The organism is Brevibacterium sp. HMSC07C04 (assembly GCF_001815905.1).
Lineage (GTDB): Bacteria > Actinomycetota > Actinomycetes > Actinomycetales > Brevibacteriaceae > Brevibacterium.
Genome location: NZ_KV823283.1, coordinates 79,988 through 100,059, shown reverse-complemented (window position 1 = coordinate 100,059; position 20,072 = coordinate 79,988). Strand labels below are relative to the sequence as shown.

17 protein-coding genes and 1 tRNA gene are annotated in these 20,072 nt (G+C 62.2%); 9 read left to right on the top strand and 9 right to left on the bottom strand.

The window, feature by feature from the left end:
• Positions 1–107 precede the first annotated feature (107 nt).
• The 3 genes from HMPREF3162_RS10540 (at position 108) to HMPREF3162_RS10530 (ending at position 4,284) form a co-directional block, all read left to right on the top strand.
• On the top strand, positions 108–1,595 hold the full coding sequence (locus HMPREF3162_RS10540; protein WP_070777773.1) for a malate:quinone oxidoreductase: 1,488 nt from the start codon (positions 108–110) through the stop codon (positions 1,593–1,595).
• Between the two features lie 185 nt (positions 1,596–1,780).
• Positions 1,781–3,103, top strand: a complete 1,323-nt coding sequence (locus tag HMPREF3162_RS10535; protein ID WP_070573523.1) for a PrsW family intramembrane metalloprotease — start codon at positions 1,781–1,783, stop codon at positions 3,101–3,103.
• Positions 3,100–4,284 carry a MarP family serine protease gene (locus HMPREF3162_RS10530; RefSeq protein ID WP_083304084.1) on the top strand — a complete coding sequence of 395 codons (1,185 nt, stop codon included), beginning with the start codon at positions 3,100–3,102 and terminating at the stop codon, positions 4,282–4,284. The genes HMPREF3162_RS10535 and HMPREF3162_RS10530 overlap by 4 nt, the downstream gene beginning before the upstream one ends.
• An 11-nt stretch (positions 4,285–4,295) precedes the next feature.
• On the opposite strand, the gene HMPREF3162_RS10525 is transcribed toward HMPREF3162_RS10530, so the two are convergent.
• The 3 genes from HMPREF3162_RS10525 to upp all read right to left on the bottom strand — a co-directional run bounded on the left by HMPREF3162_RS10525 (position 4,296) and on the right by upp (position 7,094).
• Positions 4,296–5,219: an endonuclease/exonuclease/phosphatase family protein gene (locus HMPREF3162_RS10525; protein WP_070573521.1), complete on the bottom strand. Its 924-nt coding sequence runs from the start codon at positions 5,217–5,219 to the stop codon at positions 4,296–4,298.
• A gap of 139 nt (positions 5,220–5,358) precedes the next feature.
• On the bottom strand, positions 5,359–6,126 hold the full coding sequence (locus tag HMPREF3162_RS10520; RefSeq protein WP_070573519.1) for a winged helix-turn-helix domain-containing protein: 768 nt from the start codon (positions 6,124–6,126) through the stop codon (positions 5,359–5,361).
• Positions 6,127–6,458: 332 nt separating this feature from the next.
• Positions 6,459–7,094, bottom strand: a complete 636-nt coding sequence (gene upp, locus HMPREF3162_RS10510) for a uracil phosphoribosyltransferase (RefSeq protein WP_070573515.1) — start codon at positions 7,092–7,094, stop codon at positions 6,459–6,461.
• A gap of 85 nt (positions 7,095–7,179) precedes the next feature.
• On the opposite strand from upp, the gene HMPREF3162_RS10505 reads away from it, so the two are divergent.
• Together HMPREF3162_RS10505 and HMPREF3162_RS10500 are read left to right on the top strand one after the other, a co-directional pair.
• Entirely contained in the window at positions 7,180–7,761 is a 582-nt protein-coding gene (locus HMPREF3162_RS10505) for a nucleoside deaminase (RefSeq protein WP_370919379.1), read from the top strand.
• Positions 7,762–7,818: 57 nt separating this feature from the next.
• Positions 7,819–7,909 (top strand) — tRNA-Ser (locus HMPREF3162_RS10500).
• A 118-nt stretch (positions 7,910–8,027) separates the two neighbouring features.
• On the opposite strand, the gene HMPREF3162_RS10495 is transcribed toward HMPREF3162_RS10500, so the two are convergent.
• On the bottom strand, positions 8,028–9,212 hold the full coding sequence (locus HMPREF3162_RS10495; protein ID WP_011018353.1) for an IS256-like element IS3503 family transposase: 1,185 nt from the start codon (positions 9,210–9,212) through the stop codon (positions 8,028–8,030).
• Between the two features lie 269 nt (positions 9,213–9,481).
• Here HMPREF3162_RS10495 and hisC point away from each other — a divergent pair, with 269 nt between their 5' ends.
• Genes hisC through tgt form a run of 3 tightly spaced genes read left to right on the top strand, consistent with a single transcriptional unit; the run spans position 9,482 to position 13,326 of the window.
• Positions 9,482–10,555: a histidinol-phosphate transaminase gene (gene hisC, locus HMPREF3162_RS10490; RefSeq protein ID WP_070573061.1), complete on the top strand. Its 1,074-nt coding sequence runs from the start codon at positions 9,482–9,484 to the stop codon at positions 10,553–10,555.
• A gap of 11 nt (positions 10,556–10,566) precedes the next feature.
• Positions 10,567–11,979, top strand: a complete 1,413-nt coding sequence (locus tag HMPREF3162_RS10485) for an FAD-binding oxidoreductase (protein ID WP_070777772.1) — start codon at positions 10,567–10,569, stop codon at positions 11,977–11,979.
• Between the two features lie 3 nt (positions 11,980–11,982).
• On the top strand, positions 11,983–13,326 hold the full coding sequence (gene tgt / locus HMPREF3162_RS10480) for a tRNA guanosine(34) transglycosylase Tgt (RefSeq protein WP_083304050.1): 1,344 nt from the start codon (positions 11,983–11,985) through the stop codon (positions 13,324–13,326).
• Here tgt and HMPREF3162_RS10475 read toward each other — a convergent pair.
• Genes HMPREF3162_RS10475 through HMPREF3162_RS10460 form a run of 4 tightly spaced genes read right to left on the bottom strand, consistent with a single transcriptional unit; the run spans position 13,314 to position 17,603 of the window.
• Positions 13,314–14,177: an SGNH/GDSL hydrolase family protein gene (locus HMPREF3162_RS10475; protein WP_070573067.1), complete on the bottom strand. Its 864-nt coding sequence runs from the start codon at positions 14,175–14,177 to the stop codon at positions 13,314–13,316. The genes tgt and HMPREF3162_RS10475 overlap by 13 nt on opposite strands.
• On the bottom strand, positions 14,174–14,965 hold the full coding sequence (locus HMPREF3162_RS10470; protein ID WP_371089274.1) for a queuosine precursor transporter: 792 nt from the start codon (positions 14,963–14,965) through the stop codon (positions 14,174–14,176). The genes HMPREF3162_RS10475 and HMPREF3162_RS10470 overlap by 4 nt, the downstream gene beginning before the upstream one ends.
• On the bottom strand, positions 14,955–15,419 hold the full coding sequence (locus HMPREF3162_RS10465) for a YbaK/EbsC family protein (protein WP_070573069.1): 465 nt from the start codon (positions 15,417–15,419) through the stop codon (positions 14,955–14,957). Before HMPREF3162_RS10465 ends, HMPREF3162_RS10470 begins: the two co-directional genes overlap by 11 nt.
• A 3-nt stretch (positions 15,420–15,422) precedes the next feature.
• Positions 15,423–17,603, bottom strand: coding sequence for a M3 family metallopeptidase (locus tag HMPREF3162_RS10460; RefSeq protein ID WP_070777771.1), 2,181 nt, complete (start codon positions 17,601–17,603; stop codon positions 15,423–15,425).
• Positions 17,604–17,682: 79 nt separating this feature from the next.
• On the opposite strand from HMPREF3162_RS10460, the gene HMPREF3162_RS10455 reads away from it, so the two are divergent.
• The gene (locus HMPREF3162_RS10455; protein ID WP_070777787.1) at positions 17,683–18,921 is read left to right on the top strand and encodes an MFS transporter; all 1,239 of its coding nucleotides are present in this window, start codon (positions 17,683–17,685) and stop codon (positions 18,919–18,921) included.
• Positions 18,922–19,344: 423 nt separating this feature from the next.
• Here the strand turns inward: HMPREF3162_RS10455 and HMPREF3162_RS10445 are convergent, their stop codons facing one another.
• Positions 19,345–19,542, bottom strand: a complete 198-nt coding sequence (locus HMPREF3162_RS10445) for a hypothetical protein (protein ID WP_070573074.1) — start codon at positions 19,540–19,542, stop codon at positions 19,345–19,347.
• Positions 19,543–20,072 lie beyond the last annotated feature (530 nt).

The window sequence follows — 20,072 nt, the reverse complement described above, 5'->3', positions numbered from 1 at the left end:
AAGTCGCCGGGATGTTTTAACCCGCTTGTGTCCCTGACCCTGGGAATCAGCACGGTGTGCACAGGAGTAGAGTTTGAGTCGACTATCTATCGAACAGCTGAACGGGGATGCTGACTTTGAGTATCAAGGAAAACGCTGACGTCGTCCTGATCGGCGGGGGCATCATGAGCGCGACGCTCGGCACCCTGCTGCACGAACTTCAGCCCGACTGGACAATCCGCGTCTACGAGCGCATTGACTACGTTGCTCGCGAAAGCTCTGACGCCTGGAACAACGCGGGCACCGGCCACTCCGCCCTGTGTGAGCTCAACTATTCGCCGGCTGACAAGAACGGCAGCATTGACATCACGAAGGCCGTCAACATCAACGAACAGTTCCAGGTCTCACGCCAGTTCTGGAGCTACCTTGTCGACGAAGGCATTGTCGGTGAGCCCAGCACCTTCATCAACCAGGTTCCGCACGTGTCCTACGGCCGCGGTGAGTCCGGCCGCGACTACATTCGCGCTCGCCGCGAAGCCATGGTCAAAAATCCCCTGTTCAAGGACATGGAGTTCACCGACGACCCGGCCACGCAGGCTGAATGGCTGCCCCTCATGTTCGAAAACCGCGGTCCGGGACAGATCAACGGCCTGTCGCGCGTGACCAGCGGAACTGACGTGGACTTCGGTTCGCTCACCCGCCAGATGCTGGCCAACCTCGCCGACAACGGCGTTGAGGTCCGCACCGGCCACGAAGTCACCGACCTCAACCGCAGCGGAAACGGCTGGCGGGTGTCGGTGAAGAACACGGCAGCGGCCGAATCGTTCGACGTCGATGCCAAGTTCGTGTTCATCGGCGCGGGCGGCCACGCGCTTCCGCTGCTGCAGAAAACCGGGATCCCAGAGGCCAACGGCTACGGCGGTTTCCCCATCTCCGGTCTGTTCCTGCGCAGCTCGAACCCCGAACTGGTGGCCCGCCACCACGCCAAGGTGTATGGCCAGGCAGCAACCGGTGCCCCGCCCATGTCGGTTCCGCACCTGGACACCCGTGTGATCTCCGGCAAGGAATACCTGATGTTCGGCCCCTACGCCGGTTTCTCACCGAAGTTCCTCAAGACCGGTTCGTTCCTCGACCTGCCGTTCTCGGTTCGGGCAGGCAACCTCCCGGTCATGCTCAACGTGGCCAAGGACAACTTCGACCTCGTGACCTACCTCATGAGCCAGTTGGCGTCCACGAAAAAGGACCGCTTCGAAGCTCTCGGCGAATTCACCCCGGAAGTCGACCCGAGCCAGTGGGAGCTCATCCATGCCGGCCAGCGCGTTCAGGTCATGAAGAAGGACGCCCAGGGCAAGGGCATGCTCGGCTTCGGCACGGAGACCGTTTCCTCGGCAGACGGTTCGGTCGCCGCACTGCTGGGTGCTTCGCCCGGAGCATCGACCGCCCCGTCAATCATGATCAAACTGTTCGAACGCTGCTTCCCGCGCCAGTTCGAAGGCTGGAAGCCCAAGCTTGAGAAGATGGTTCCGTCCTTCGGCCGCAAGCTGCACGAAGACGAAACCCTGCTGGACGAACTCTCCGAGTACACCAACCGGACTCTGCAGATCGCGGTCGACTGAAGCGCGACAGCCTGAAGCCCGCGCAGTCCGAAGCCCTGCACGCCGAAGCCCCCGCGGAAAAAGCGGGGGCTTCAGCATCTACCAGCAGCTGTCGTCACGGTTTCACAGCGTAGGACGTCCGCTGTGACATCGGGGTGTGGAATTATGTATGCGAAACGCTCGGCAAGACCATACGAACGGCGACTATGACGCAGCACTACAACAGCAACTACGGCCAGCACTACCCGCACGGCGGTCCTGTCCGCCCCACGTGGTACGCCCGTCCCGCGGGGCCCGTCAGGCAGGCACCATCGGGGCAGTTGGCCGGTGCGTCCGGGATTGCCTACCCGACGGTTTCGCGCCCGGACGGCTCAACCGGAGAGCTGGTCCGCATTATTCTGGGGTCACTCGCCGTAGGGCTGTTGGGCTTCGGACTTCTGATCATCATTCTGCTGCAGTCGCTGACCTTCAACGGCCTGGGCGTCCTCATAGTCCTGCTGTCGCTGGTGCCCATGGCGTTCATCTTCCTGGTTGTTCTGTGGTTCAATCGCTGGAAGAGGCGAAATCCTGTCTGGCTGGTGCTGCCTCTGCTGTGGGGAGCTGTCATGGCGATCCTCTTCACCCTCGTGGTGCAGCTGGTGGGATTCTCGGTTTCATCTGTGCTCATCGGCTTTGACAACTCCATGGGTCTGTACGAGCTTCTGTATCCAGTCCTGGGCGCTCCGCCCATCGAAGAGGGTGCCAAGGGCATTTTCCTCGCGGTTTTCGCCATTGCGGCACGCCGTCATTTCACCGGCCCGCTTGACGGCTTCATCTACGGTTCGCTCGTCGGAGCGGGCTTCGCCTTCACCGAAAACCTGCAGTATCTTTCGGCTTCCTTTGACGAAGGACAGTTCGCCGGTCTGGCCATCACCTTTGTCCTGCGCGGAATTGTGTCCCCGCTCAGCCATTCGCTCTTCACCGCCGTGGCAGGTATTGCCATCGGCTTCGCGGCCTCCCGCTGGAAGTGGTGGGCCGCCGTTCTGGCATGGCCGCTGGGCTGGTCCGTGGGAACCTTCCTGCATGCCCTCTGGAACTTCATGGCCGGGATCGTCTCCGGGCTGGGAGTCTTCGCGCTGCTCGTCATTGTTGCGCTGGCGCTGGTCAACACCGTCATCTGGTACAGCCTGGCCTTCGTTCTGCGCTGGCTCGAAGTGCGCAAAGACCGCGCGATGCTCGACGAATACCGGGCGGCGGGATGGTTGACACCTGCTGAAGTCGACACCTTCGGGTCGTGGCGAGGGCGCAGACAGGCCAAACGCTGGGCCGCCGGATACCCCGGTGCGTCAGCCACTTTCAAGAAGATGGTCCGCACCACGATCGACCTGGCAAATGCCCGCCAGCGCATCAATGTCCACGCAGGCGGTCAGGTGGAACGAGAACGCGAAATGAAGCTTCTCACCGCCTTCACCACGCAGCGCACACAGCTGATCAACAGCATGAACAGCGTGCGCAGCTACCAGCCTCACTACCACGGTGGATTCAGATGATTGACCTAGTGCTGGCGATCATTGCGCTGTCGTCAATGGCAACGGGGTGGATCCGCGGTCTCAGCCCCACCGTCGGTGCGCTGCTCGGGTTCACGGCCGGACTGCTCGCCGGTCGAGGTGCACTCGCCGGACTCAAAGCAGTCGACGCTGCCGAACTCGTCGAAGCGATCGGCCCGACAGGCGTTTTCGCCGTACCCTTTGTGCTGGGTCTGATCGGCGCGACCATCGGAGCTTCGCTGGGTCGGGGGCTGCGAGAGCGAATGCGCTCGGTTTCGGGCAAACTCGTTGACTCCATTGGCGGTGCCATCAGCGGCCTTGTTATCTTCTGCCTGCTGGTGTGGGTCACCGCAGGGTGGGTGCGCACCACTTCACTCATCGAACCAAACCAGTGGGCTGCAGAGTCGAACATTGTGCGAGCACTTGACCGGGCGGCACCCGTGCCGTCTTCGCAGGCGCTCGGTGCTTTGGGCGACGCCCTTCGCTTCAACGGGTTTCCCGATGTCTTCAGCGGGCAGAAAGAGCAGATTCGCGAAGTCGGGCCGCCGAACCCGGAAATGGTGGAAGTCGGCAAAGAAGCTTCCGAATCGGTTGTGAAGGTCAACGCTCAAGCACCGGCGTGCAATTCGGCCTCAGAAGGCACCGGTTGGGTGTATGCCGACCACTATGTGGCCACCAACGCGCACGTTGTCGCCGCGGCGCAGCAGATATCAGTGCAGGTCACCGGTAAGGGGCAGGCTCTTCCCGCGCAGGTCGTGGGCTTCAACCCCAAGACAGACGTCGCTGTTCTCTACGTGCCCAGTCTCAAAACCCCGGCTATGCAGCGCGGGAAAGATCTTGAGGTAGGGGCTGACTCCGTAGTCGTCGGCTTCCCGGAACACGGCCCGTACACGATTTCACCTTCGAGGGTCCGCGAAAGGATCACTGCTGAAGGCAAAGACATCTACGGGCAGAACAAAGCCGTCCGCCAGGTGTATTCGCTGCGCGCGGATGTCCGCCCGGGCAATTCCGGAGGTCCGCTTATCGCTGCCGACGGTCGAGTGTCGGGAATGGTCTTCGCGAAATCGCAGAATGACGATTCCACCGGCTATGCGCTCACGCTCAAGGAGATCATGCCGACGCTCAAGGCGGCAGAGGGCACGCGCGGGCTTGTGCCCACGGGCAAGTGCACCGCCAAGAACTGACGTGCCAGCCGCTACTTGGTCAAGTTCAGCCCTGCGATGACGGCACGGTGGTCGGAGGTTCCGCGGTCCATGACGGTGTCGTAGACCGGATCGAGCCCACGGACCATGATGTGATCCAGCCGCACCGCGGGGAACCTTGCCGGCCACGTGAAGCCGAAGCCGCCGCCGACGGCCTTGCGGCTGTCAAGCAGCTGATCGTCGAGGTCTTTGAAATAGCGGTCAGTCTGCACCGCGTTGAAGTCGCCAGCCACAATCAGGTGTTCGGAGTCTTCCTGCTTAACGGCGGACGAAAGTTTCTGCAGCGCAGAATTGCGCAGAGTTTCCACCCCGGGACGCACCGACGGAACGTGCACCGCGTAGAGCGTGACATCGCCATGATCGCTTTGCACCGTGGTTTCGAAAGCCCGCGGCCACTGCAGACCAAGGTCGATGTTCCGCTTCTTCGACAGCGGCCAGCGCGACCACACGCCGACCGTGTCGGCAACCTGGGTGTACTCGAACGACTTGTCGAGTTCCTTTTTGATGATCTTGCCCGACAGGGATTCGATCTCTTGGACGACAACGACATCCGGATTCTGGTCGATGATGGAGCGCGCCGTGGCAGTCGGCTGCGGCAGACGCGCACCGACATTGTGCGTGGCGACAATAAGGTCCGCATTGCGGTCATCTGAAGCCGGTTTGAGATAGGGGCCGAACATCACGCCCCACACCAGAGCTGGAATGAGAACGCCGATGATCGACAGCGGCGACAAGCGGATGAACGCGAAAAGCAGAAGCAGAACAAGCAGCACCCACGTCCAGGGCAGCGTCGATTCGACAACGAGGGCAATGCCGTTGGTAGTCGGAATCAGTTCGTGGATGAGCAGAAGCGCGGCCAACAGCGCGCCGAGGAGGGCTACGATAACGCCCTTGGCTGGGTTCTTCGTGCGAGACATCAGGGCTTCAGTCTACGAGTCCAACCTGACCGCTTTCTGGGGCGTCCCTCAGCGCACGCCTATATCCGCTGGACGGGGCTGCTCCTCTATCCACCGGATCGCGGGCCCACACCGATTGCGTCAGCGCAGCGCCAGCGGATCAGCGCAGAGCTGATGCTCTCCAGACTTCGACATCAGGGTGCGTATCGAAGCGGTATCCCTGGCCGCGGATGGTGCGCACAACAGAAGAGTAGGCACCCAAGCGCTTGCGGAGCCTGCGCACGTGGACATCGACAGTGCGTTCGTCAGGGCGGTCAGCGTCATCGCCCCACACTTTGTCCACAAGCTCGGTGCGCGACAGGGTGCGGCCTTCGCTGCTGACGAGCGTTGCCAGAAGGTCGAACTCTTTGACCGTCACGGTTTCCAGCCTGCCGTCGATGTGCACTTCGCGCCGCGGAAGGTCGACCTTGAGGCCAGGTGTGGGCTTCTGGACTTCGGCGGGCTGGGGCGGCTGAATTCGGCTGGGAATGCGGGAGCGGACGGGACCGTGCGTGCGGGCGGCAGCACCGCGGGCGGCGGGGGACCCGGTCGCAACTGCGCGCACTGCTTCGAGGTCGCGTTCGGGGCCGGAAGGCGCCAGTGCGATGATCGCCTGGGTTTCTGACGACGGGGCGAGTTCCTGCGTGTAGTCCCGCAGCGACTCGGCGATTTCCGTGAGGTTGGTGCCGGAGGCGGCAGCCTCTTCTTCGCTCAGACCTATGTAGAGGATGATTCCGCGGGCTGAACCAGGCTGAGCCTGCACTCCGGCGGGGCCGTATGTGCGAGGGGCGGACTGCGGGTCTACCGGGGTCAATCGGGCTCCTCGCCTGCGGGTTGCTGCTGCGCTGCGGGGGTGGATGTTCTGGGGTGCAGATGCGGGCTGCGCCATGGTTTTCTCTTCTCTTAGCGATGGGACTGTGTGGATGCTGCTGAAGAACTCGTTCGCGACCGTGTCAGCACGTGAGGTCGCGAACGCAGAGCATCGGCATTCGCTGCAGGAAGAACATGACGTCATTATTTGTCACGGCTTGACTGAAAACCAAGCCGAAATCAGCTTTTGGGACGTTTGTGACGACATATGACGCAACAAAAGGTGTTTTTGTGACTCGATAAGCGGTTTTGCCCGTATTCAGGGGAGTCAAGATGACAGAAGAAGAACAGCACGAGGTGCCAGGCGCCTCGTGCTGTTGAGCTGCAGTCCCGCGGGACTCAGGTGAGTGGTCAGGCTGTTCCGTACATGCGGTCGCCGGCATCGCCAAGGCCGGGAACGATGTAGTTGTTTTCGTCGAGCCCTTCATCGAGAGCCGCAGTGAACACATCGATGTCAGCCCGTGTTCCGAAGCGCTGCGTGATGTAGTCGACGCCCTCCGGGGCGGCCACAAGGCAGACGGCAGAGATGTGCGAAACACCGCGCTCCAGCAGGAAATCAATGGCCATTTCCAGAGTGTGGCCGGTGGCCAACATGGGGTCGATGACGAACACCTGGCGGTCTTCGAGGTCGACCGGCAGGCGCTGAGCGTAGGCCTCGACTTCGAGGGTGTCGTCATCGCGGACCATGCCGAGGAAGCCGACTTCGGCGGTCGGCAGCATGCGGGTCATGCCTTCGAGCATGCCGAGGCCGGCGCGCAGGATAGGCACTACCAGCGGGCGCGGCTGGGCGATCTGGATGCCGGTGGTTGCACACACCGGGGTGTTGATCTGCTTGAGCTGCACGCGAACATTGCGCGTGGCCTCGTAGGCAAGCAGTGTGACGAGTTCGTCGGTCAGCTGGCGGAAGCGAGCTGAGTCAGTGCGCTCGTCACGCAGAACGGTGAGCTTGTGGGCAATGAGCGGGTGGTCCGCCACGTGGAGCTTCATGGTTTAAGCCTAGCGCCGACCGCGGCTGCAGTCCTGCTTTGTGTGCGCGGTGCGGGCAGAGACAATAGACGCATGACTTCAATGTGTGCGCCCAAAGCCCACGGGGGCGGTGGTAGTGCTCCTGAGCGCGGGCCTGACTGCGGTAGTGCAGCCATTGGCGCCGCCGGCGGAAAAGCAGTGGGCTGACATGGTGCTGGCAGTCCGCGAACAGCACGCGGAATGGATGGGTGTAGCGCTTGAGCAGGCGCACCAGTGCCCCGAATCCGATGTGCCGATCGGCGCTGTTGTCATTGTCGACGGGAAAGTGGTCGGAGCTGCCTGCAACCGGCGCGAAGCCGATGCCGATCCGACCGCCCACGCCGAAATCCTCGCTCTGCGCCAAGCCGGGCAGACTCTGGGCACGTGGCGGCTGGACGGGGCGGTCCTCGTCGTCACGGTTGAACCGTGTGCCATGTGCGCCGGAGCGGCAATGAACGCCCGCGTAGGCACGATCGTCTTCGGTGTGCACGAACCCAAAACCGGCGCGGTGGGATCCGTGTGGGACCTCCCGCGGGACCGCGCGGCTCACCCGATTCCCCAGGTGTATCCTGGTGTGCGGGCCGATGAATGTCGGGCTGTGCTGGATGATTTTTTCGCTGATCTGCGGCTGCGCGACAGACCGGAGTGACCAGAATGACAGTACTTCGGTTTGTGCCGTGGCGGCTGAGGCCGTAGAGTTATCCGCGGTAGCGTGTCCGAGCGGCCGAAGGTGCAACACTCGAAATGTTGTGTAGGGCAACCCCCTACCGTGGGTTCAAATCCCACCGCTACCGCCAGATGAAGCTCCGGGGTTCTTGCCTCGGAGCTTTTTCATGTTCTGAGGACGCAGGCATGTTCCCGAGGCACAGCGGGGGTTAAGTAAAGAAAAGTGTGTCTTTTCCGGGCGTGTTGCGGTTATTTGATCCAGCCTTTTTGGATGCCGAGGTTGTGTTGGTAGCTGGTGTCGATGGCGGTGTCGTATTCTGCTGGTGCACCGATGTCATTGGTAGTGGCTGTGGTGTTGTGGGTGATCAGGTCTGTTGCTGTGGAAAGTGCGTCTTGACCCCATCGTTGGTCCCTGGCGATCTTGACCGGATCGTCAGGGACTTCTGTATGTAGATACAGCCACCAATCCATCACTGTGCGTTGATGCGGTAGTGATAGTCCGCGGTGTCTGCGGGCTAGTTCTTTTATGGGGGCGTTGATGCCACCTTCGAGGCTGTTTGTTGTTGCTGCAAGGTTGTCGGGGTCGATGGTTGTTGGTGGGGGTTGCAGGTAGGTAAACAGCAGGTCTCTGCGGTGCAGAGATAGCAATGATTGATAGGCCGCTCGGACGCGTTGGTGGGTGTAGACCTTGGTGTAGGCGCCGGTAGCAGGGTCTTTGATGGTGGTTTTCTCGTTCATCCATTCCCGGTAGGTGTGGTCGAATTCGTGCAGGTGGGCGACCCATGTGGATGCTTGGTCAAGGTCGGTGATGCGAGTGAGTTTCAGGGCTAGGCGGTAGAGGGTTTTGCCGGCATCGGTGCGGGGGTTGCTGGTGGTGTGGCGGCGGACTGTTCGTTGGGCGTGGACGAGGCAGCGTTGGATGCGTGTTGTTGGCCAGCAGTGGTGGATGGCTGATTGGGCACCTTGTCCGCCGTCTGTGACTGCGATTAGTGGTGCGGCAATGGGGCGTAGGAGTTCGGTGTAGGCGGCGGTGGTTTCGTGTCTGGCCCAGGTCCAGTTGATGACGTGGGTTTTACTGGCTGCGATCAGGAGGCATCCGGACTTTAGATAGGTCGCGTCGAGGAAGATTTGGTCATGGATGCGGAATGAGTCGATGGTGGGTGTGGGGATGATCCACCAGCACCATCGGAATCGGTGGTGCATGGTTTGCCTGGTTACGCCATGGTGTGCGGCGAAGGTGGTTAGAGATTGGGTGCCGGTGGCCCATTGGATGAACAAAGCCATGGTGGCGGTATTTTTGTTGTGGGTTTGGGTGTTGCGGGTAAAGGAGTGTCCGCAGTGGGTGCAGCGCCAACGGGTGGTTGATTTGCTGGTGGTGCCGTTTTTCTTTGTGTTGTTGCCGCATAGTGGGCAGCTGGGGCGGTTGGTGGTCATCCTTTAATCCAACCGGTGTGCGGTTAGCACAAATGTGGCCGGAGGTGCGGGATGGTGTGGGTAATAGCTTTCGGGGAGCTATTCTTTGGTGATTTGTGGTGTGTGGTCTGGGGTTATGGTGGCATGCGGACACACTTTTCTTTACTTAACCCCACAGTGAAAGGCCGAGGTGCCGCGCTGGTTCTCGGGTTCGGCTCGGCTGTCTTTGGCACCGGGCTGTGGCCCGAGGTGCCGCCCGGGTGAGCCTGGGGCGGCGGTACGATGAGCCCATGACTTTTCAGTACCGCCTGCGCCCTGCCGTGCGCGATGCCGCGGCATATGTTCCCGGCAAACCCGCCGCCCCGATCGAAGGCATGACAGCGTACAAACTGTCAGCCAACGAGCACCACATGGAGCCGCTGCCGCAGGTGCGCGAAGCCATTGCGAAAGCATCTGAAAATCCCAATATCTACCCTGACCCGGGCGTTTTCGAACTGACCGACGCCATGGCCGACTTCCTGGGTGTTGCACCCGAGAACATTGTGTTCGGGGCAGGTGGTTCGGAAATCCTGTCGGCCGCCTTTGCCATTACGGCCGGCCCCGGTGCGAACATCGTCTACCCGTGGCCGTCGTTTGAAATGTACCGCCAGGTGGGCGTTATGAGCGGGGCGGAGAACCGCCAGATCCCGCTGACGGCAGACGGTCGCCACGACTTCGATGCGCTGCTGGACGCAATTGACGACGACACGACGCTGGTCGTGCTGTGCAGTCCGAACAACCCCACCGGACCGGCAATCGGGGAAGCCGAATTCCGTGCGTTCATGGACCGCGTACCAGCGGACCTGCTGGTGGTTCTCGACCAGGCGTACCTGGAGTTCATCACCTCAGAAGACACCGTCGACGCCGTCGCCGCACTTGGCGACTACCCCAACCTCATCATCATGCGCACATTCTCCAAGGCCCACGGTCTTGCCGGTCTGCGCGTGGGCTACGGAATCGCCCACCCGGACGTCATCCTCGAAATGCGCAAGTCGATTGCCCCGTTTTCGGTGCAGAGCATAGGCCAGGCAGCAGCGCTCGCATCCCTGCGCGCATCGTCCGAAGTCGATGTGCGGGCCAAGGAAATCGCCGCCGCGCGCGACAAACTGACAGAAGAGCTGCGGGCACTGGGCATCGAGGTGCCGACTTCGGACGCCAACTACGTGTGGCTGCCGCTGGGCGAACGTTCCGCAGACTTCGAAAAGGTGTGCATGGCCAACGGACTGGCAGTGCGCAATCTGCACACCGGCATCCGCGTGAGCATCGGCCCGGACGAAGCCATGGAGCGCTTCATCGCCGTCACTCGCGAATTTCTGGGCAAGTGAAGCCGCCTGCTATGAGCACCGCCGATCTCGCCGGTCTGAAAGAAACACTGGGCCGCGCTTTCACGGACGACCCTGACGTCCTGCAGACCTACAGCTGCGATCATGCGCAGTTCAGCGATGCGGGCAAGCCCTTGGCGCTCGTGCGCGCCCAGACAGTTGAAGACGTGCAGACCACGGTCCGCTTCGCCCACGAACACGGCGTGCCGATCGTGCCGCAGGGAGCGCGAACCGGCCTGGCAGGAGCCGCAAACGCCGTCGACGGCTGCATTCTGCTCAGCCTTGAGCGGATGAACCGCGTGCTGGACGTCAATACTGTCGAACAGACCTGCACCGTTGAGCCCGGCATCATCAACGGCGACCTCAAGAGGCACCTCGACAGCTTTGACATGTCCTACCCACCCGACCCGGGCTCGGTGGCGATCTCGTCGATCGGCGGCAATGTGTCGACCAACGCCGGCGGTATGTGCTGTGTGAAGTACGGCGTGACCGCCGACTACGTGCGCAGCCTCAAAGTGGTGCTGCCCGACGGAACACTCACCACTGTCGGCCGACCCACACGGAAGGGCGTGGCCGGCTACAACCTGCACTCGCTCATCATCGGCGCCGAAGGCACTCTCGGGGTGGTTGTCGAGGTGACGCTCGAACTGGTGCCGAAACTTCCGGCTCCGCTGACCGCGGTGGCGATTTTCCCAAGCTCTGTCACTGCGGCAGGCGCTGTCACGGACTATATGGGCGCCGGAGGTCGGCCTTCGTTCATGGAGTACATGGACAGGCAGGTCATCGAGTTCGTCAACGCCTACGGCGATTTCGGTCTGCCGGATGGCGCCGGTGCGATCCTGCTGGTCCAGGCTGATGGCGACGGTTCGACCGAAGCGGCAGCCGCCGAACTCGAACGGTTCACGGCGGTGGCAAAAGCCGTCGGCGCAGATGACGTCTTCTATTCAGACGACCCGGCTGATTCCGAACTGCTGGTTGCCGCCCGGCGTGCGGTTTCGCCCGCCACGCAGAAGGTTGCGCACGAACTCGGCGGCGGTGAATTGGTTGACGATGTCTGCGTTCCGCGCGGGCGGCTGCCCGACATCTTCGCCAGGCTCGATGCTATTGCCGAAAAGTACCCGCAGCTCATCTTCTCCTGCTGTGCTCACGCCGGTGACGGCAATCTGCACCCGACCGTCACGTTCAACGCCCTTGATGACCAGCAGGTTCGCCTGGCCGAAGAGGCTTTCGGCGAAATCATGCAGGCAGGCATTGACTGCGGAGGAACCATCACGGGCGAACACGGAGTGGGCTCACTCAAGGCCCCCTGGCTGCGCCGCGAACTCGATGAGGGCAGCCGGGCAATGCACATGGCAATCAAAAAGGCCCTTGACCCGCAGAACATCATGAACCCGGGCAAGATGCTGGAGTTCCTCGGCGAAACCTGAACCATGCCCACGCACCCTGAAGAACCTGCTCCCCCAGAACCCGCAGTGAGCCCTGACCGCCCCGAAGCGGGCTTCGGTTTCACAATCGAGTCCCGCCTCGACCCCGGATCGCGCACCCGCAGTCCCTATTCTCTGGGGCAGGGGAGCGTGCACGGCCGCACCGGAGTGATCCGCACCCCGCACGGGAACATCCAGACGCCCGCCTTCATCCCGGTGGGCACAAAAGCCACCGTAAAGGCCGTGCGGCCCGAGGAAATGCGGGACCTCGGGGCACAGGCCCTGCTGGCCAATGCCTACCACCTGTACCTGCAGCCGGGGGCGGACCTGGTGGACGAAGCCGGGGGACTGGCCGCGTTCATGAACTGGCACGGGCCGACCTTCACCGACTCCGGCGGTTTTCAGGTGATGAGTCTGGGCTCGGGATTCAAAAAGGTCATCTCGATGGAGGCGGCTGCTGACAACGCCGGGCTCGACGACGGAGCGATAGCCGAAGGCAAAGAGCGGCTGAGCTTTGTCGACGACGACGGGGTGAACTTCAAATCTCACCTGGACGGTTCCCTGCACCGCTTCACTCCCGAAATCTCGATGCGGGTCCAACACCAGCTGGGGGCGGACATCATGTTCGCCTTTGACGAGCTGACCACCCTCATGAACTCACGCGCCTACCAGGAAGAGTCCCTAGAGCGGACACGCCTGTGGGCAATCCGCTGCATTGAAGAGCACAAGAAGCTCACCGTACAGCGCAGCACCCCCGGCTTTGCGGGACTGCCGGGCGGCAAGCCCTACCAGGCGCTCTTCGGCGTCATTCAGGGTGCGCAGTACGAAGATCTGCGGCGCAAAGCCTGCCGCGACTTGGGTGCTATGGACTTCGACGGCTACGGAATCGGCGGGGCGCTGGAAAAGGAGAACCTCGGCACGATCGTCGGCTGGTGCAATGACGAACTTCCCGAAGGCCGCCCCCGCCACCTGCTGGGAATCTCCGAACCGAACGACATGTTCACCGCCGTGCGTGCCGGAGCAGATACGTTCGACTGCGTTCAGCCTTCGCGTGTCGCCCGCAACGGGGCCGTCTACACCGCCTACGGCCGGTACAACGTCAACAACGCCGCCTCACAGCGCAACTGGGACCCCATTGAGCCCGGCTGCGAGTGCTACACGTGCCAAAACTATTCGCGCGCATACCTTCGCCACCTGTTCAAGGCCAAGGAGATGCTGTTCTCCACCCTGTGCACCATCCACAATGAGCACTACACGGTGCGGCTGGTGGAGAAAATGCGCGAAGCAATCGCTGAGGGCACCTTCGACGAATACGAAGAAGAAACCCTGGGCCGCTTCTACGGCAAATAGTCCCGCAGCCAGGCGCGCCTGACGGCTGGCCACACGGCTTCTGCCCACACGGTGTACCCGTGGTCGTTGGGATGAAACACATCAGATTCCATTGTGAAGAACTGACGCGGAATCCCAAGGGTGCTGCGCGACCACAGCGAAGCAGTTGCGGCGTGCAGTTCGGCAAGCTCAAGATCGTTTTCGGCCGCCAGACGGCGAATGAGCTCATTGGCTGCCCGGCACTTGCGCTCATAGAAGCTCAAACCGAAACTCGGCACGGTTGATACGACAGTCCCTCCAGGCAGAGCCGGATACAGACGCTCAGCAGTCCAGGCGAAGCCCTCAGCTGTAAACGTGCGGTCGGCGATGTCATTGCCGCCGATGACGCACATCGTGACATCCGCATGAGCAAACATGCGCCCCGCCTTGAGTTCCGGCAGCTGCTGCTCCATCAGAAGCCACGAGGAGTCACCGGGCTGGGCGACATTGCACACCACAACGGGGACGCCGGCGTCAGCGGCCAAACGCCTGAGAACAATGCCCACATAGCCTCGGTCCGCGCTCGAAGCACCCACTCCCGCAGCAGCGGAATCACCCAGAACATTGACTCTGAGGGGACGAACCTCACCACCCCAGCCTGACACCGGACCAATTGAGCCGTCGGGGAAGAAAGCGAGCTCCGCCTCGTGAAAGTGCTGCCACCACCTGCGGCGGGTGCGGGCCTGCACCCCGTTCATCCAGGCGGAGCTGGACAGCCAACCGGCAGCCGCTCCAGCGGCAAAGCCAGCAGCGGCCCCGAGCGCCCGACCCCACGGCGACAGGCTCGGCGATTTCGGTGAGCCCGGCGAATCCAGGCGGAATGAAGCGGTCACACTCGGGCGCCTTCGGCCATGCGCTCGGCATCGGTTTCAACAGAATATGTGCCCTCGCGCTTCTTGAACCAGCGGATGACCACCTGCGTGACAGGCAGGAACAGCACTTCAACAGCGACCTTGTAGGCAAAGCCGAACAGAACGTACTTGAAGAACTCACCACCGGGAATCACCCCGGCAAAGGCAACAGTGCAGAAGATGACGGTGTCAGCCGCTTCGCCCACACCCGTCGAACCCAGCAGGCGCACCCACAGGGCGCGCTCGCCCATGCGGCGCTTAATGCGCACAAGCACAAAGGCGTTGAGCATCTGGCCCACGCAGTAGCCGGCCAGAGACGCGGCAACAATCCGCGGATAGAAGCCCAGAACGGCTTCAAAAGCCTCCTGGCCGTCATAGCCGGGCCCCGGCGGGGCGACGATGACCAGCAGAAAGACAAGCGAAGCCCCCAGCTGGGTAATGAAGCCCATGATGACGGCTTTGCGGGCGGCCGCGAATCCATACACCTCGGAAATGACGTCGCCCATGATGTACACGAACGGGAACAGAAAAGCTCCGCCGTCAGCCACAATCCAGTAGCTGTCCGGGCTGTCGCCCATGGGGAAGAACGCGATGACCTTCGTGGCCGAAATGTTCGACACGAGCAGCGCCACGCAGAAGAACGCCAGAACAACGGCATAGTAGCGCCCCCGGGAGGACGCAAAGGCAACCAGTCGGGCACCCGCCGTCTGGTCGGACGGTGTGGAAGCCAGGCGGGGTTCGCGGGACTCCGGGGTGGTTTCAGCGTTCAACGTCGATTTCCTCTCCGCCGGTCAGGCGCAGCAGCTCCGGATAGGTCAGCGGGAACATCGAATCCGCGGTGCCCGCGGCAGCCCACAGCGTCGGGTACGCCCCGAGTGCGCGGTCGATAAAGGTGCGAATCGGCTTGGTGTGCCCAGCTGGGGCAACCCCGCCGATCACCTGGCCGGTGGCCTCCTTCACCACGTCCGCGTTGGCCCGGCTGATCTTCCCGCCGGTCTGCTCTTCGACAAAGCCCGTGTCCACCCGGTGCGCACCGGACGTCATGATGAGCACCGGTTCACCGTCAAGCCGGAAGATGAGGCTGTTGGCAATCGCACCTGTCTCAATGCCCAGGTGAGCAGCCGCATCGGCGGCCGTTGGCAGGTGCTCGGTGAAGATTGTGATCTCACCGGTGATCCCGGCTTTGTCGAGGTCCGCCTGGACTCGCTGATTGCGTTCGTGCACTCTTCAGACCTCCCGAGGTGCTTCTGGGCGGACGTCGGTCGGAGGTGGAGCCTCGGTAGGGGAGCCCGCGGGCGCAGGAACGTGGGCAGGGGAGTCAGTTGGCGCCTCGGCCTGGGTCTTGGCCCGTGTTGGCAGGCCGCGGCGGCGCAGCAGAGGATCGACGGTGGGCTGTTCCCCGAAGAACTGGGTGATGGCCTGCTCCGGGTCGACAGAGAAGCCCGGAGCCAGCACCGCGCGGCGGAAAGCCTGCCCCGAAGCGGCCGTCAGACCGCCCTGCCGGTCAAACCATTCAGAAGCGTAGGCGGCCAGCTGCTCCGACCACAGGTAGGAGTAGTAGCCGGCCGCATAGCCGAAGCTGAACGCGTGCATGAAGTACGGCGAACGGTAGCGCGGCTGCACAGAGGGCGAAAACCCAGCGGCCGAGAGCACCTCCGACTCGAATTCGAGAACAGCTTCAACCTGTTCGCCCGGTTCCAGGCCGTGCCACGACAGGTCAAGCAGAGCCGCCGCCAGGTATTCGACCGTGCCGAAGCCCTGCCCGAACTTCTGCGCCTGCTTGATCTGTTCGACCAGGCCTTCCGGCATCGGCTCGCCCGTTGTGATGTGACGGGCGTAGTTCGGCAGAACATCCGGGTGGAGCATCCACATTTCGTTCAGCTGCGACGGGAACTCAACATAGTCCCGAGGGACCGAGGTGCCAGCCCGGCTGGGATAGGTGGAATCGGCAAACAGTCCGTGCCACACGTGGCCGAACTCGTGAAACAGGGTGTTGACGTCATCCAAGCTCAGCAGGGCAGGTTCGTCCGGAGCGGGGCGGGGCACGTTCATGGTCATGGTGATGATGGGCTGTTCTCCCGTCAGACGCGCACCTGTCACAAGCTCCGCCATCCATGCCCCGCCGCGCTTGCTGGGACGCGTGTAGGGGTCAATGCAGACCAGCCCCAGGATCTTGCCGCCCTCGGAGATCTCCCACACCGTGACGGCTTCGTCCCACAGCCGACCGGCGAACCGGTCGGTGACATTCTCAAAGCTCAGCCCGTACAACACGCTCGCGGCATAGAAAACACCGTCGTGCAGAACCCGGCTGAACTCAAAGTACTTGCTGATTTCGCTGTGGTCGATGCCGTACAGCTGAGAGCCCACGCGACGCAGCCAGAAAGGAATGTCCTCAGCCGCAAGCCTCTGCGGCTGCGCAGTCTGTTCAATGGTTTCCAGTTCACGCCGCAGCTGCTGATCAGCAGGCTCCAGAAGCGAAATGAGCAGACTCGACGCCTGTTCCGGGCTGCCCGCCTGCTGCTGCTCAATCGCGTACTCGCTGAACGAACTGTAGCCCAGCACACCGGCCAAAGCGGCACGCAGTGCCGTGATGTCGGCAACAAGGCCGCGAGTATCACCCTCACCGCCGCGACTGCAGCGATCAGCAGATGCGGCAAACAGCGCCGAACGGGTCTCCGGGTGGGTAAGCGCTTCAGCCGGCGGCTGCACGGTTGTCGACTCCAACGGCAGAACCCAGCCGTCAACACCGCGCTCCCGGGCCTGAGAAGCGGCGGCGGCCAGCTGAGCCTCAGTCAGCCCATCAGGTGAGTACGGGCCGCCGCGTTCAATCACAAAAGCCGAAGCGTTGGTCTCCGCCAGGACGGTATTGGCAAAGCGATTCTCCAAGCGCGTCAGCTCAGCAGAGACCGCTTCGACGCGCTGCTTGCCGTCATCGTCCAAACGGGCACCCGCCCGAATGAAATCAGACAGGAGAAGCTGCAGGTGACGACGATCCTCCGGCAGAAGGGCACTGTCGCCAATCGCTTCAAGCCTGTCGAACAGGACGGAATTGAGCCGAATGCCGAGAAAAGCCGACGACAGCTCCGCATTGATTTCCGCCAAAGCGTCGCTGTTGTCCTCCGTGTGCGCCGAGCCTTGGAGAACCCCGGCAACAGCAGACAGGCGGCGCAGCGGTTCTGTGGCCTTTTCCAAAGCGACGACCGTGTTGTAGAAGTCGGCCGGAGATTCATCGGCCGCAATTGCTTCGAGATCCTGCTGAAAGTCGGCCAGAACAGCCGCCAGCGTGCGGTGCAGCTCTTCAGCTGACAGGTGGAAGTCCGGCAGCGTCAGCGAGGCCGGGCGGGTGATCCAGTCAAGCAGCGAATCAGCGGAAGCCCCGCCGTCGGTGTGTTCTGGGGTGGTGGGCACGTGCTTCTCCTCTAACAGGCTCGGGCATCGAACTCTACCTGCCGCCGATGTCAGCCAAGCGCTGAGTATCGTGAACTTCGTGAGCAGCTTCGACGGATATCCGCGCGGGCACCGCCAGACGAAGAAGATCGAAATCGGTCTGCTCGTCGCGGGCCTTGCAACCTTCGTGCTGCTTTACAACACGCAAGCTATTTTGCCCTACTTCACCCGAGACCTGCGGATCTCCCCGTCACATTCGGCCCTTTCGGTCTCTGTGGCAACAGCGGGGCTGGCTGTAGGCCTCATTGCGGCAGCACCCGTTTCCGAAAGGATCGGCAGGGTTGCGCTGATTCGCTTCTCGCTGCTGTCTTCCAGTGCGCTGGGCCTGATGAGCGCATTTGTCACAGACTGGCCGACGTTCCTTGTTCTGCGCTTTGTCATGGGAGTTCTGCTGGCAGGTCTGCCCGCCACGGCCGCGGTGTATCTGAAAGAGGAAATCCACCCTGACTACGCAACGGCCGCCACGGGGATCTACATCTTCGGCACAACCCTGGGCGGTCTGAGTGCCCGCCTCGTCACGTCTGGTGTGGTCAGCCTGCACGAACGGCTGAGTCTGGGCGCGCCGCTGGGGCTCGATGCGGCGCATTTCGCTCTGCTCGTGTCGGCACTTGCGGCAACCGCCTGTGCTGTGGGTGCGTGGCTGCTGTTGCCGCAGTCGCGCGGTTTTGCGCCCCACCCGGTGCAGCCGCGGCAGCTTCTGCGGGACTTCGCCCGAGTGTTCACGGATCCGGTTCTCGTGGGCCTGTACGTGCTCGCGTTCTTCGGCATGGGCGCTTTTGTCGGCACCTTCAATGTTCTGGGCTTCCGTCTTGAAGCTGCACCCTACGGCCTGTCGGTTGCCGTTGTCGGACTGCTCTACTTGGCCTATCCGGTGGCTGGTTTTGTCGGTGCCCGCGCAGCCCGGCTGGCCAACAGCTATTCGATCCGCGCGGTCATCGTGTTCGGCCCCCTGACCGCCCTTGTGGGGGTGGGGATTCTCGCAGCTTCGCCTCTGCCGGTCATCGTGTTCGGACTGCTGGTGCTCGCCTCGGGGTTCTTCATCACCCACTCGATCGCATCTGCGTGGGTCCCCTCCCGAGGTGCCGCCCGCCTCGGTCTTCCCGCTCAGGCCGCCAGCATGTACATGCTGTTCTACTACATGGGGTCTTCAGCTGCAGGCAACCTCACGCCAGTTGCTTGGCAGGATTTCGGCTGGTGGGGCGTCACGGCGATGACCGGCGCCTTCATGGGTGCGAGCGTGCTGATCGCCGTCGGTCTGGCGAGGTCGAAAAAGGCCTGAGCTGGGTGTCGTGTGCGACGGCCGGTTGGTCGTTGGCGGTATCACAGAAGCGGAAGCAAGCTTTTGGCAGGAACAAAGTGGTTGACAGCGTTAGTCTTGCGATCGTCGTGAACTAAAGGTGACGACCACCTGGGAAATAGTCAGCCCAAGAAACGGGACGCTTGTCGCCAATGCCGCGGTTGTTTTGCCTGAAATGCCCAACCACAGAGTCACGCCCAAACTCGCAAGAGCAACCAGGGGTGCCGCGATCGATGAGATGAGCGTCGAGGTGGACTCGGCGTGTACCAGCCGTGTTTCGTGGCTGATGCTCGCCCGCATAGCCATTTCTGACATACCCAGAATCCGGTCAGGGTAGGTTGGATCTACCTGCCCGTAGTCCGCTAGTTCTTGTGCTGGCGGACTACGGGCCCGAGCGGTAGTGGGCTACTTCGTAGAGGGGGCTTTGCGGATCTGGTCCATGCTCCAGCGCATTGTCTGGCCCGTCTGCGCCCATGCTGTGGCGATGTGGTTCGTCTGCGCGATCTGCTTGCGAAGTTGCCTCAGACGTGTGGTGTCTGCTGTTGCGCTCAGATAGATTCCGCGACGGATTCCACGGGCTGTTGCCTGTGCTGTGTTCGTCATATCCGTCTCCTTCAGGATGTCGCGTTGTATCCACTCTAGCCGCCTTCGCTGTGGATATGGAGGGTGGGTTTACTGTGGCTATCTGCGAGTGACCAGGTAGGCGCGTCCAAACCTTCATGCTGACGAACCGTCAGTCTTTCAGCACTTTGCGGAAATGCTCAGGAACCTAGTCGTTCACAGCTTCTATACCCATCGTTGCGGGGCTGTTTGAAGATCAAGCTTAGCCGTGGTGCCAACGATTTCGATGCTTGCGATCCCAGGATCGTGGGTGTTCATGCCAAGAACATGCGGACCGGCGGCGATGACCGGCGCTTTCATGGGCGCAAGCCTGCTCATTGCCCTCGGTTTGGCGAGGTCGAAAAAGGCCTGAGCTCAGCCCGCCCGGGCTCTAGACTGGGCGAATGACTTCAATCAAGATCAACGGCCGCACTGCGAACCCTGTCAAAGGCGATGCGGTTGCGAGGCCGCGTATTTGTGGTGGATAATGGGTGCAAAGGTTCCCCCCTGGCGACAAGGACCCCCGGGTTCTT

Bases quoted from the DNA above. Each gene is read 5' to 3' on its own strand.
- HMPREF3162_RS10540 (WP_070777773.1), top strand. From the start codon at position 108: ATGCTGACTTTGAGTATCAAGGAAAACGCTGACGTCGTCCTGATCGGC.
- HMPREF3162_RS10535 (WP_070573523.1), top strand. From the start codon at position 1,781: ATGACGCAGCACTACAACAGCAACTACGGCCAGCACTACCCGCACGGC.
- HMPREF3162_RS10530 (WP_083304084.1), top strand. From the start codon at position 3,100: ATGATTGACCTAGTGCTGGCGATCATTGCGCTGTCGTCAATGGCAACG.
- HMPREF3162_RS10525 (WP_070573521.1), bottom strand. From the start codon at position 5,219: ATGTCTCGCACGAAGAACCCAGCCAAGGGCGTTATCGTAGCCCTCCTC.
- HMPREF3162_RS10520 (WP_070573519.1), bottom strand. From the start codon at position 6,126: ATGGCGCAGCCCGCATCTGCACCCCAGAACATCCACCCCCGCAGCGCA.
- upp (WP_070573515.1), bottom strand. From the start codon at position 7,094: ATGAAGCTCCACGTGGCGGACCACCCGCTCATTGCCCACAAGCTCACC.
- HMPREF3162_RS10495 (WP_011018353.1), bottom strand. From the start codon at position 9,212: ATGACCACCAACCGCCCCAGCTGCCCACTATGCGGCAACAACACAAAG.
- hisC (WP_070573061.1), top strand. From the start codon at position 9,482: ATGACTTTTCAGTACCGCCTGCGCCCTGCCGTGCGCGATGCCGCGGCA.
- HMPREF3162_RS10485 (WP_070777772.1), top strand. From the start codon at position 10,567: ATGAGCACCGCCGATCTCGCCGGTCTGAAAGAAACACTGGGCCGCGCT.
- tgt (WP_083304050.1), top strand. From the start codon at position 11,983: ATGCCCACGCACCCTGAAGAACCTGCTCCCCCAGAACCCGCAGTGAGC.
- HMPREF3162_RS10445 (WP_070573074.1), bottom strand. From the start codon at position 19,542: ATGACGAACACAGCACAGGCAACAGCCCGTGGAATCCGTCGCGGAATC.